This is a genomic window from Rhodococcus sp. P3_B8 (assembly GCF_056402775.1).
In genome coordinates, this window is record NZ_JBFUGT010000203.1 from 1 (window position 1) to 11,569 (window position 11,569).

General features: G+C 66.1%; 10 protein-coding genes and 1 pseudogene. 4 read left to right on the plus strand and 7 right to left on the minus strand.

Annotated elements, in window-relative coordinates:
• From AC1D1G_RS33185 to AC1D1G_RS33195, 3 genes are all read right to left on the minus strand, one after another.
• A partial coding sequence (locus AC1D1G_RS33185; protein ID WP_477955396.1) for an acyl-CoA synthetase occupies positions 1–1,677 on the minus strand: 1,677 nt, incomplete at its 3' end.
• Positions 1,674–2,612 carry a fumarylacetoacetate hydrolase family protein gene (locus tag AC1D1G_RS33190; protein WP_477955398.1) on the minus strand — a complete coding sequence of 313 codons (939 nt, stop codon included), beginning with the start codon at positions 2,610–2,612 and terminating at the stop codon, positions 1,674–1,676. The genes AC1D1G_RS33185 and AC1D1G_RS33190, both read right to left, overlap by 4 nt.
• Complete coding sequence (locus AC1D1G_RS33195; RefSeq protein ID WP_477955400.1) at positions 2,609–3,742, minus strand: VOC family protein; 1,134 nt, start codon at positions 3,740–3,742, stop codon at positions 2,609–2,611. The genes AC1D1G_RS33190 and AC1D1G_RS33195 overlap by 4 nt, the downstream gene beginning before the upstream one ends.
• Before the next feature lie 293 nt (positions 3,743–4,035).
• Here AC1D1G_RS33195 and AC1D1G_RS33200 point away from each other — a divergent pair, with 293 nt between their 5' ends.
• The 3 genes from AC1D1G_RS33200 (at position 4,036) to AC1D1G_RS33210 (ending at position 7,029) form a co-directional block, all read left to right on the plus strand.
• Entirely contained in the window at positions 4,036–4,623 is a 588-nt protein-coding gene (locus AC1D1G_RS33200) for a hypothetical protein (RefSeq protein WP_477955401.1), read from the plus strand.
• Between the two features lie 125 nt (positions 4,624–4,748).
• Positions 4,749–5,411 (plus strand): TetR/AcrR family transcriptional regulator, encoded by a 663-nt coding sequence (locus tag AC1D1G_RS33205; RefSeq protein WP_280780184.1) that lies wholly within the window; start codon positions 4,749–4,751, stop codon positions 5,409–5,411.
• 226 nt (positions 5,412–5,637) lie between these two features.
• On the plus strand, positions 5,638–7,029 hold the full coding sequence (locus tag AC1D1G_RS33210; RefSeq protein WP_477955402.1) for a DUF2252 domain-containing protein: 1,392 nt from the start codon (positions 5,638–5,640) through the stop codon (positions 7,027–7,029).
• Positions 7,030–7,355: 326 nt separating this feature from the next.
• Here the strand turns inward: AC1D1G_RS33210 and AC1D1G_RS33215 are convergent, their stop codons facing one another.
• Positions 7,356–7,469 carry a carotenoid oxygenase family protein gene (locus AC1D1G_RS33215; RefSeq protein ID WP_280780186.1) on the minus strand — a complete coding sequence of 38 codons (114 nt, stop codon included), beginning with the start codon at positions 7,467–7,469 and terminating at the stop codon, positions 7,356–7,358.
• 216 nt (positions 7,470–7,685) lie between these two features.
• Positions 7,686–8,177, minus strand: coding sequence for an SRPBCC family protein (locus AC1D1G_RS33220; RefSeq protein WP_283351913.1), 492 nt, complete (start codon positions 8,175–8,177; stop codon positions 7,686–7,688).
• Positions 8,178–8,249: 72 nt separating this feature from the next.
• Between AC1D1G_RS33220 and AC1D1G_RS33225 the strand changes: the two genes are divergently transcribed.
• Entirely contained in the window at positions 8,250–8,543 is a 294-nt protein-coding gene (locus AC1D1G_RS33225; protein WP_477955404.1) for a hypothetical protein, read from the plus strand.
• A 1,441-nt stretch (positions 8,544–9,984) separates the two neighbouring features.
• Here the strand turns inward: AC1D1G_RS33225 and AC1D1G_RS33230 are convergent.
• A pseudogene (locus AC1D1G_RS33230) lies at positions 9,985–10,705 on the minus strand (cyclase family protein).
• Between the two features lie 69 nt (positions 10,706–10,774).
• On the minus strand, positions 10,775–11,569 hold a 795-nt coding region (locus AC1D1G_RS33235; protein ID WP_477955405.1), incomplete at its 5' end, for an HpcH/HpaI aldolase/citrate lyase family protein.

Genomic DNA, 11,569 nt, shown 5'->3' on the forward strand with positions numbered 1-11,569 from the left:
GCCTACCGCCGTGACGGGCAACGCGGGGAGGATGGTGACCGCCTTGGGTGCCGCGGCCCGTTCGGGAACGCGCTCGCCCGCCCAGGATTGCAGCTCGGGCGCGGTGACACCGGCGTCTGCGACGACGGTGACGTAGGCAACGGGTACTTCGCCGGCGTGGGCATCGGGGCGTCCCACCGCGCTGGCCGCGGTGACCTGTGGATGGGCCAGGAGGGCGTCTTCGATGACCGCTGGATCGATGTTGTGCCCGCCCCGGATGATGATGTCCTTCGCGCGTCCGACCAGGTAGAGGAAACCGTCGCTGTCGATGCGCGCCAGGTCGCCGGTGTCGAGCCAGCCGTCGACCAGTTTGCCCATGCCGTCGAGAACGGGTCCGTGTTCGTCGTGGCCGGAAATATAGCCGGCGAACACCGTCGGACCGTTGATCGCAAGCACTCCGGTGGCTCCGGTGGGCAGGTCGTCCCAGGTGCCGTCTTCCCGGACGCGTACCACCTTGACCTGCTGATAGGGCATCCGTAGCCCGACCGAGCCAGGTCGTGGTGCATCGGGAAAGCTGCGTGCACTCGCGCAGGTTGCCTCGGTCAATCCGTAGCCTTCGAGAAGGGGCACACCCGTGTGGTCCCGGAACTTCGTGGCGACCGCGGTCGGTAGAGGCGACGCCCCCACCATGGCGAAGCGCAGACTACTGATGTCGGCATCGACCGGGCGCTGCGCGAGGGCCGCGTAGACGGTGGGCACCGCGCTCATCGACGCGATGCGGTAGTGCTCGACGATCTTCCAGAATTCGTTGGACAAGTCCGGGTCGCGATAGCCGAGCGGGCCGRCCCACACCACACCCTGGCCCTTGAACAGCGGCGCCAGCAGCGTGACCATCAAGGCATTGACATGGAACAGGGGCAGGGCGGCGAATACGACGGAGTCCGAGTCCCACGACGAGTTCGCGGCCAGCATCCAGGCATCGGCGACCTCGTTGTCGTGGGTGTGGGCGGCCAGCTTCGGAACACCGGTGGTACCACCGGTGTGAAACAGTGCGGCCACGTCGCACCCGCCGGGGGGATCACCGACGAAGTCGGAGGAATCGATATCGGCCGCCAGCGCACTGAGGTAGCCGATCCGTACTCCGTCGACCTCGGGCAGGTCCGCAGGCGCGCCGGCGGCGCCGGTGGGCCGTAAGACCAGCACGGCGTCCACCTTTCCGCTCACGGCAATCTGGTGCGCGGCCTCCCATGTCTCGGGCGCAAGTTCCGGTCCGGCCGCAACGAGTACCCGGGCACCTGAGCGGCGCAACAATTCGGCGATGTGCTGCTGCGACTGCGCGGCGTTGATGGGAGCTGCGATGCCGGCAAGCTGTGCGGCGAGAGTAGCGGGGATCAACTCGGCGCAGTTGGGCGCCATCAGGGCGACGGAGTCGTGACGCCGCACGCCCAGACGATGGAGCAGGTTCGCGTAACGATGTACATCGTCGAGTAGTTCGGAGAAACTGCGCTGCACCGGCTCCCGCCACCGTGCGCCGTCGGGGAGGACGGTGAGCGCGATGCGATCCGGCCACTTGCGGGCCGCGCGGGTGAGCAACGCAGAGGTGGATTCGGGAAGCCCCCGATCGCGCAGCGGCACGGCCTCGATCGTCGCGAGATCCGTGGGCGCCGCGTAATGCGGCCACAGCAGGTCGGTGGTCATCGGGCGTACCTCACCACCGTGCGCTGGCGCCCCAAGTCGATGGTCCCGTCGTCTGTGAAGACGGTGGCTTCGATGAGGTCTCCGTCCTGCAGATAGTTCGAATTCTTGGCCTGGCCCGCGAAGARGAGCTTCCATTTGACTGCGGGCGGTAGCAGGGAGGAGAGGATTGCGATCGGCTTCGGTGGGGCGCTCAGTGCCGTCCCGACCGGCGTTCCGGTCAGTAGCAAGTCCCCGGCATCGAGGCGCTGAAACCGGGTCAGCGCCTGCAAAGTCTCGGTCGGCTGGTAGATCATGTCGGCAACGGTCATGTTCTGGCGCGGCTTGCCGTTGACCCAGAGCCGCAGACGCAGGTCGGTGAACCGCTTCAGTTCGTCGCCGTCCAGCAGTACCAGCGCGGGGCCGACCGGGGTGAACGTCGGGTATGACTTGGCCTCGTAGAACTGCGTTTTGGGAAGCTGGATGTCGCGCGCGGAGATGTCGTTGGTGACAACCAGTCCGGCAACGTAATCGGCGAGAGTGTCTGCGGTGATCGCCGTCCCGACCGGGATGTCGCGGGCGAGGACGAGCCCGATCTCCACCTCGTAGTCCAGCAGTCGGACATGGGCAGGACGGATCACGTCGTCGTTGGGGCCGCTGATCGACCCGGAGGACTTTCGAAAGAAGGTCAACGGAATGGTGTCGGGGTTCATCCCGGCGTCCGCGACGTGCGATGCGAAGTTCGTCATCTGTGCGACCACCCGGCAGGGGGCGGTGACCGGGGAGAGCAACGAGAGAGTCTCGACGGCCACGGTGCCATCGCTGGACGCCGCTGCCTCGACGGCCGGCCGGTCGGCCAGCAGCTGGGCGGTGGTGGTGGCCTCGGTGTCTACCCGTGCGGCACCCGTGGGTGTGACGACCCACCAGGCATCGACGGTGCGGAGGACGGAGATGGTCATGAGCTGGCAACTTTCAGAAGGCCGCGGAGGCGGTGGAGGTCGAATTCGTTGTCGGCGCGCAGCGCGTTGACAATGGCGCGCAATTCCTGGAGTGATTCCCGACCGGGGTTCAATCCGAGGAAGTCTTTGGTGGCGGGCGGCCCCCACTGGGCGAGTCCGGACGCGGTCATCGGTGCCCAGCCCGCGTCGAGTGTGCTGTCGAAAAGATCGCCGTCGCTGAAGTGCTCGACCATGAATCCGTCGGGGTCGCGCCAGTAGTCGAAGATTTGGCTGCCCTGGATGTGCCGGCCGATGCCCCAGGACCGGCGGTAGCCCCGGTCGAGCAGGTATTCGCCTCCTGCAGCGAGGCAGTCGAGGTCGGCGACCTGATATGCCGAATGCACATAGCGGTTGGCCGGGCCGAGAACCATCGCGAGCGTGTGATGGTCGGTGGGCGTGGCGCCCCGGTCGCAGCGGATGAAGCTCATGGCCGGGCCCCGGGCCCGTTGCCCGGGGTAGTAGAGGAAGTCGCTGACGATCAGTCCGAGGTGCTCGAGATACCAGTTGAGCGTTTCGAGGTACCTGGTCGTCTGGAGCACGACGTGACCGAGCCGTTGCACGGTGGCCGGCGCACGGGGTGGCCGCTGAGGGGCGTTCACCCGCCCACGGTCGCGTCCGAAATTCAGTGGGAGCGAGGCCTGATCGGACAGCGCCGGCAACTCGAACGTGTCGGACACAACGCGGACTCCCAAAGCGCTGGGATCTGTGAGATCGACCGTGATCCCGCCCAGACTCTCGGGGAGGGGCACGACCGCACCTCCGACCGCGTCCGCCAGTCGCAGCACGTCGGTCGCGTCGGCTGCCCGGAAGGCTGGACCGACGAACCGCGACCGTGGGCCTCGGCGGATGAGCACGCAGGGCGAGCCGGGGTCCGTCCCGCGCAACTGCAGTTCGTGTGCGGTGCGGAGCGCCGTCGTAAAACCGAAGGCATGGGCGAACGCCTCCGCCCGCTCGAGGTCGGGCTTCTCGAACTCCAGCCACGCGAGGTCATGCACTTTGATGATCGGCTCGGCGGCCCGCCCCCGGTGTTCGCCCTCCAGGGCGCCCTGCTCACTGTGCAGACCGGTATGCGGGTCATGGTGGACACTCATTGACCACTCCCTTCGATTTATGACGATATCGTCACTTACGACCATATCGTCAGTCAAGAGTATTTGAGGAATTCGTCAATATTGATGACGGGCGCTAGGGTGGGGCGAGGTCACGCGGATCAGGAGATGAGCGCGCAGGCCTGATCGAGCAGGTCGCCGAGCCACTGAAGCGCCTGGAACCGCGCGCGGCGCGAACCACTTCCGGGCCGAGGAGGAGCTCTTTCACGCGGTAGTGGAGGAGGCCCTCGACGGCCACGGGCAGACGCGTCGTCGACGGGATACGAATGGCTGGAATGGGATTGGTGCAAGGGTTGCTCGGACAAGGCAGATTCGAACCGATTCGCGTGGTGACTGAAGTGACTGGCGGGGCCGGCGAGACGAATCGGGAAGAGATTCCCGTGGAGCATGTCGTCGCGCTCCTGCGAGAGCGTGTGTACGGCGCGATGACGTGTTTGGCGACGCTCGCCGTCCTCGTCCGCTATACGGCTCCCGAGACGAGCCCATGGGCGCGGGTCATGGATGTCGCGGTGGCCACCGGCGGGCTCTGGGCGGCGAGCCTGCTGGCCGACTGGGTAGCACACCTCGGCGCGTACCACCGTGCTCCGCGCGGACGGGCAGCGCTGCGGATGCTCCAGGCGTCCGGCCAGATCGTGGAGGCCGCGGTCTTGCCCCTGCTGGCATTGGTCGCAGCCGCCTTCGGACTACTGAGCACATCCACAGCGATGTGGATAGCGATGTGGATCCTCGTCGTCGAGCTTGGCGTCATTGCTCTACTCGCCGTGCGAATGGCCCAATTACGTTGGTGGCAACAGCTGTTCACCGTCACAGGATTGGTCGGTGTGGGCGTTCTCGTGGTCGGGATCAAGATCCTCGGCCATTAGGCTGGATCGATGTGGCGACTGCTCGCGGAGTGGAGCAGTCGCCGAGTTTGAGGAATTCGTCAATATTGATGACGCGCGGGTAGTGTAGGGCAAGGTCGGACGGATCAGGAGAAGGGCACGCAGGCATGACCGAGCAGATCGCCGATGCACCGAACCGCCTGGAACGGCGCAAGGCGCGTACCCGCGCCGCACTCGTACGCGCAGCCCAGTCTTTCATGGCGGCAGGGAAACTGACCGCCCCGATTCTCGAGATCACCCAGGCCGCAGATGTCGGAATGGGGTCGTTCTACAACCACTTTCAGACCAAGGAGGAGCTCTTCCACGCGGCAGTGGAGGAGGCCCTCGACCGCCACGGCGCGGTGCTCGACGAACTGACCGCAGATCTGGACGACCCTGCCCAGATCTTTGCGCAGAGCTTTCGTCTGACCGGACGACTGCATCGCAGAAATCCCGAACTGAGCAAAGTTCTGCTCCGCGACGGGCCAAGTCTGGTCAACTCGGACAAAGGCCTCGCGCCGAGAGCCCGCCGCGACATCGAGGCAGCAGCCCGTGCGGGCCGGTTCAGCGTGCGCGATCCCGAACTGGCCCTGACGATCACAGCAGGGGCCGCACTCTGCCTGGGTCAACTGCTGCACGACCACCCCGAACGTGACGACGCGGAGGACACCGACCAAATCACCGAGGATCTGTTGCGCATGTTCGGCATCTCGGCCGACGAAGCCCACGAAATCTGCCGACGCCCCTTACCCGACACCGACGATCAACCCCAAGGCGCAACCGCCACATAGCGTGTCCGCGTCGTCACGATGCTCGCACCGGACCCGTCCCACAATGGGGTTGGGCCGATCCCGGCGAGGGGCCCGTCGATATGCTGCCCGCATCCTTAATGCTCACAGCGAAGAGACGGTGATCGAGTTGTCTGATGCACAACGTGGCCAACCCGGACAAGCTGCACGCCGTGGTGGTCGGCCCGATCCTCCACGTCGGCGCGCAGTAACCGCGGACGCGCACATCGTGTTGCCGACCATCGACGGGCAGTCGTTCGCGTCGTTGCGCCGCCGGGCCACGCCGAGGGCGGAGCGGTACGCGCTCGGGAAACGCCTGCGCAAGCAGACACCGCGGTCCGCGCTCGGGGAGTGGCGCGCACCGGACGATCGCCCCGATGTGGTGGATCAGATCGGTGTGTCGCACCAGGGTCGGGTGGAATCGCTCATACCGGTCAGGGTGGGGCGGATGGCGGCCTCGCCGTACGGTTTTCTGCGCGGCACCGCGATCGTGATGGCCCAGGACCTCGCCGGGCTGCCGGCGACCGGAATCCAGCCGGTGATCTGCGGGGACGCGCATCTGGGCAACTTCGGGTTCTACGCCTCGCCGGAGCGCGACCTGGTGCTGGATCTGAACGACTTCGACGAGGCGCATCCCGGCGGCTGGGAATGGGACCTGCGCCGATTGACTGCGAGCATCTGGGTGGCGGGCCGGCAGAACTCGGCGACCGAGGGGCAGTGCGAGAGTGCAGTGCAGTCCTGCGTCGCCACCTATCGCGAGCATGTGCGCTGGCTCGCGGAACAACCATTGCTGGCGCGCTCGTTCGAGCGACTCGACCTCGACCGGCTGCAGACGACGGCGTCGGACGAGTCGCTGCGCCACGAGATCACCCGCGCCGCGGAGCGGGCTCGGCGCCGCGTCAGCGACCGGGCGCTGCCCCGATTCACAGAGCAGGACGAAACCGGCCGGCGCATCGTGGAGGAGCCGCCGCTGATCACCCGGGTGTCCGAGGCGGAGGCCGAGCATCTCGCCGCCGGGCTCGACGAATACCTCACCACGCTGCCCAGCCACTGGGCACGACTGCTCAGTGGCTACACCGTCGTCGACGTCGCGCACAAAGTGGTCGGCGTGGGCAGCGTCGGACTGCGTGCCTACGTCGTGCTGTGCGAAGGGAGCAGTGCCGACGACGTGGTGTTCCTGCAGCTCAAGCAGGCACGTCGATCTGTCGTGGCTCGCTTCGTACACGGCGAGTCCGCCTGGCACGACCACCAGGGCCGGCGCGTGGTCGAGTATCAGCAGGCCCTGCAGACCGTCAGCGATCCGTTGCTCGGTTGGACCACGGTGGAGGGTCGGCAGTACTACGTGCGGCAGTTCCGGAACATGAAGGGCGCGGTCCCGATCGACCACCTCAGCGCGGCAGCGCTGACCGACTACGCCGGCATCTGCGGGCGCCTGCTCGCGAAGGGCCACGCGCGGACCAGTGGTGCGTCGATGATCGGCGGCTACGCCGGGAAGTCGGACACGCTCGACGTCGCACTGAGCCGCTTCGCGCACGCCTACGCGGATCAGACCGAACGCGACCACGCGACTTTGGTCGACGCGGTGAAGCGGGGGAAGTTGCCGTGTGAGCCGCCGACGTGAATCGGTGCGTATTTGTCGTCCGGCTTCGCTGCGGCCACCCTCTGGTCGCCCGTCCGTTTCGGCTTGGTGCGGACTCGTAGGTGCTGCCGTCTTGTGGTGGTACTGCTGCCGTCTTGTGGTGGTACGCCCTCCAAGCCGTTCACGATCTGCACGGCCGGCTACCAGCCGAACGAGTTCCATTCGATACGGATCGACATGGTCTCGGTTTACCGATCATGATTGGACTGGTCGTTGGTGGCCTCTTTTCGGAGCCGCAATCGGGGCACTCGTTTCCATGACGGGTTGGAATCTCGTACCGAGAGAACGCACGCGCGCTTGTATCCAAATCATGAGGCTGTCACTCGACTGGTGAAGCTGCCGTGGAATCCGGGGAAGAAGTGCCGGTCCAACCTGGCGACGGCGATGGGTGCGCGGGAGGGGTCGCGGGCGTCGAGAACCACCAGGGCGGAGCGGTGCTCGGCAGCAGCCGGTCGGCCTGCACGAGCCCGCCCACGATAGTGAAGGCAGTTCGGTTCGCTGGCCGCTCGGCTTCGCTACACAGGCTCCGACATCGATCCTTTCCGCTCCACCCGCCCCGAGCACGTTCCCGACAGTGGTCGGCCGGCCGTCACGTCCGGCTTCTCCCCACTCTTCGGGAGACGAGCGCTGATCGTAGATCAGTCCTTCGCTTCGCGGACGTCCTTTCCCTGCTCGGCGAACGCCTTGAAGTCCTGCATGTGCTGTTGCGACTGCTTGCGGAAGGCGCCGGGCATCAGGAGCCCCACCAACCGCATCAGCAAGCCGCTGAACCGGTATTCGCTCTCGCTCACCCAGAGCGTCATCCCCGGACCGGCTTCGGTCAGCCGGTCGCGCACGGCGCTCCACATGCCCACGCCGACGATCTCGCGGTCGAAGTGAACGACGCTCCCCTTCGGAATCCCGCGCAGGTCTGCCGGTTCCCGACGCGTGATGGTCTCGGTGCACTCGATCTTCTGCTTCCCCATCTGCATCACGACCCGCGATGTGGTGCCGACCTGCCCGTGCACCCCACTCAGCGGCTCGTGCAGCACCAGACCCCGCAGCCACCTCGGCAGGTGTGCCGAGTCGGCGAGCAGCTGTGCCACTGTCTCCCGCGGCAGGGCGATCTCGATCGAGACGGTGTTCTTCATGGCGGAGCGCTCCTGGGTCCCGAGTAAAGAGGCCCACGCTAGCAGCCTCGCTTCATATTATGAGGTCACGGCATGTTCAACGATCCCCCGGTGCGCGTGGTCGCGGCGGGTGTCGCCCTGTCAGCGGAGGGCGAGGGCGCGCTGCGGCCGGCGTCGCACACGGCGACGTGCGGCTCGCCGAAGCGGTTGTCCACCACGAAGTGGGGCCCTGGGGCGGCACAGTTGCTCACCGCCGTGTCGTACGTCGGTTCCTGGCATCGGAAGCGCGGGCGGCGGCTCGTGGCGTTCTACGCGGTCATGTACCACGCCGCACTCCGACCGGCCGAAGCCGTGGGCCTACGCGAGAGTGACTGTCACCTGCCGTAAACCGGGTGGGGGCGCCTCACCCTGCGCGGGACGCGGCGCCCCGTCTCGGGGAAGCAGTGGACGGACTCCGGGGCACGACCCCACCGTAAGCGGGTGGGCGCATCGCGCAGATGACTCCAGCCACGCTGTTTCCGAAGACGTCTGCACAAGCGGCCGACTCCTCAGGAGTCCGTGCAGTGAACTATCGACACTGACAGCGGAGGCGAAGGTGCTCGTCGATCAGCGAAAGAGCCGGGATCTGCTCGCGGCCGGGTGTGTAGTGGTGCGGCTACGGGAAGACGCTTTGCCGTCCCTAAGCGTTCGACCATCCCCACTGCCGGGAAATACGGGTGCACTCGATGGTGCCGCGTCCCCGCAAGGTCATGGAAGACATCCGCGACTGGATGCGGGGACTACCAACCGGCCGATAACACGTGGATGGATGGATATGGATGGAGGGGTGTTCACCTATGGCGAGCGGTGATGTGGGGCTTGGTAGCTCCATGAACTGACTCGCCGGTAATCACGCGTACGAGGGGCTACTGATCACACCTGATTCCGCTTGCTGCGGGCACGTTCGCGCACTCCAGGCGAACGGGTGGTTGCTGCAGATGGTTCTGGTGGGCGCAGTGCCGGGGGAGTGGAGTGAGTGGAGTGACTGCTGAAAAAACATTTCCAGCGTCTCGACCAAAAGGCCAGGTGAGCACACTTTTGCTCTGCAAAATCCCGTCCCAGTGCCTCGACCGTGGATTTCGTGCAGGTGAGGGCCGAAATGGCCGTGACGAACGGCGCCGGGGGCGCTCGATAACAGCACAGCCGGTGATCGCGAAGTTGATCTTGTGTGAACACTGATACTGATCGGAACGGCATTCGGGCTCGGCGCGGGTCTGGTGTGTACCAGTCTGTTTGCCCGGTGGTTGTCGCACCCGGTGCGCTTCACCACGGGGTACGTCGGGTCTAGCGCCTTGCACATGGAATCGGTTGATCCCATGCCGTTCCTGGTTGCCGGCCTGATTGTCAGTGCGTGCCTCGGCGCGTTCGCCGGTTACGCAGCCGCCCAACGCGGTTGGCGGCTGACCCGACACGGTGCCCGATGACGGAGTGCTCGGATGTTCCGGTCCCGGGTCCACGGGGTGAGAACACCGCCCGCGACCGCCGCCTACACCGGGCGCCGGCTCCTTTATGGACGGTGAGCAGCAGGTGATCGAACTGTGCGCAGACTCGCGCCGGAGTCAGATGCGGAGCCGGGTATTTGTCTGCGGGGAGCGCCAAGCGCGAACGTCGAACGCCCGGTCGCTGGGGATGCCGTAGACCAGCATCAACAACACCCTCGGCCTGCTCGCTCGACGCGGCAGCGAGAGGATCCTCCACTGAATGATGTTGAAATCCCGCCGCACTCAGCTGACAAATTCGGCTGGAACCTACAGAGGTCGCCCGATGGTGGGTCCTGCCCACGCGCGAGTCAGTGATTCCTCCATCGGGTGGACGGCTTCCTGATGACGATCGGATTGACCGGGGCGCCGGTTCCTTCGACAACCTTCAATGGTGCTGCGGTGTAGAGGAACGAGTACTGGCCGTCGCCGTTGCAGTCCTGGGCCAGTTCGTGCAGGGCGATGATCTCGGCGAAGGTGATTCCGAGGTTGCGCATCAGTGCGTTGTGCAGCGTCAGCCAGACGCCGGAGACCGGGTCGTGGGTGACTTCGTTGGCGATCGTGTCGGTGACGAGATTCGGGATTTCCAGGTCGTTGAACCACGCGACCAGCTCGGGTGTGTACGTCAGGCCCGGCTCGTTGAAGTTGTCGTAGAACTCCTCGCGCGGGGTGTTGTAGAAGTATTCGAGCCATCCGGTGTGGACCACCAGGATGTCACGCTTGCGGATCTCGACGCCTTGCTGGGCGACCGGCACCGCCGAGATAGACACCACGGTCCATGATGTTGACCCGTCGCGCCGGTCCGCGGGGGCCGGGGAATGTGGGATCCCCCTTGGGGTTGCCGATCTGCACCTGCAACGTGAACGTCTTTCCCTGCCTGACTTCGGCGACGCCGACGAGCGCTTCGCGGGAGCCGAGGTAGTTCAGTGCGCACACCTCGTCGTCGGACCCCCATTTGCCCCAGTTCTTGGGCTGGTCCTCGAGCAACTCGGTGGTGGTCGGAACCCTCGTCGTGCGTCCTGTGTCGGACATGATGGTGACACCTTGGAAGCGGGGAGAGAATCGGTCGGCATTCGGCGACAACTGGTGCTCGCTCTGCGGCTAGGCCATTGGTGCGGGTGCGAAGACGGTGGCGAGGCGGCTGATCGTCCGAGCTCGGGCGAGTTTCGGCAGGTCACTGCCGTTTTCGATGCGCGCACCGTCGACGCCGAGTCGGTCGATGATCTGGCGGGCCCAGTCGATGTCGGTGTCGGTGGGGCTCAGTGCGCGGTTGATGACGGGGGCTTGTCCGGGGTGCATGCACAGCTTGCCTGACATGCCCATGGTGCGGGTCACGGTGAGGGCGTCGGTGAGCGGATCCTCTGCGGTGGTGAGGGTGGGGCCGTCGATGGGGCCGGGCAGACCCGCTGCCCGGCTTGCCACCACCAGCCGTCCCCGGGCATAGGACAGGGCCGGCGCGAGGTCGGCGGCCCCGGTGTCACGGCGGAAGTCATTGCTGCCGAAGGCGATCCGGAAAGTCGGCTGTGCGGAGGCGATGTCGTAGGCGCGTTCGATGCCCAGTGCCGATTCGACGAGTGCCATAACGGGGGTCCGGGCGGGCAATCGGGCGGCGGTCTCGGTGACGTGTTCTGCCGACTCGCATTTGGCGAGCATCACACCCAAGAGCCCGGGTGTTGCCTCGAGTGCGTCGAGGTCGCGGCTCCAGTCCTCGCTTTCGGCCGGGTTGATGCGGACCCAGCCGGTGCCGCCGCGAGAGAACCAGAGGTGGAGGGCTTCTCGTGCCGTGGGTCTCGCGGAGGGGACGACACCGTCTTCGAGGTCATAGATGACGGCGTCGGCCGCTCCGGCGTTGGTCTCGGTGAAGTGCCTGCTGTGGGCGGCCGAGACGAGCAGCCA

Excerpts from the sequence above, each read along its gene's own strand:
- AC1D1G_RS33205 (WP_280780184.1), top strand. The coding sequence starts at position 4,749 with ATGACCGAGCAGATCGCCGATGCACCGAACCGCCTGGAACGGCGCAAG.
- AC1D1G_RS33195 (WP_477955400.1), bottom strand. The coding sequence starts at position 3,742 with ATGAGTGTCCACCATGACCCGCATACCGGTCTGCACAGTGAGCAGGGC.
- AC1D1G_RS33200 (WP_477955401.1), top strand. The coding sequence starts at position 4,036 with ATGGGATTGGTGCAAGGGTTGCTCGGACAAGGCAGATTCGAACCGATT.
- AC1D1G_RS33225 (WP_477955404.1), top strand. The coding sequence starts at position 8,250 with ATGTTCAACGATCCCCCGGTGCGCGTGGTCGCGGCGGGTGTCGCCCTG.
- AC1D1G_RS33220 (WP_283351913.1), bottom strand. The coding sequence starts at position 8,177 with ATGAAGAACACCGTCTCGATCGAGATCGCCCTGCCGCGGGAGACAGTG.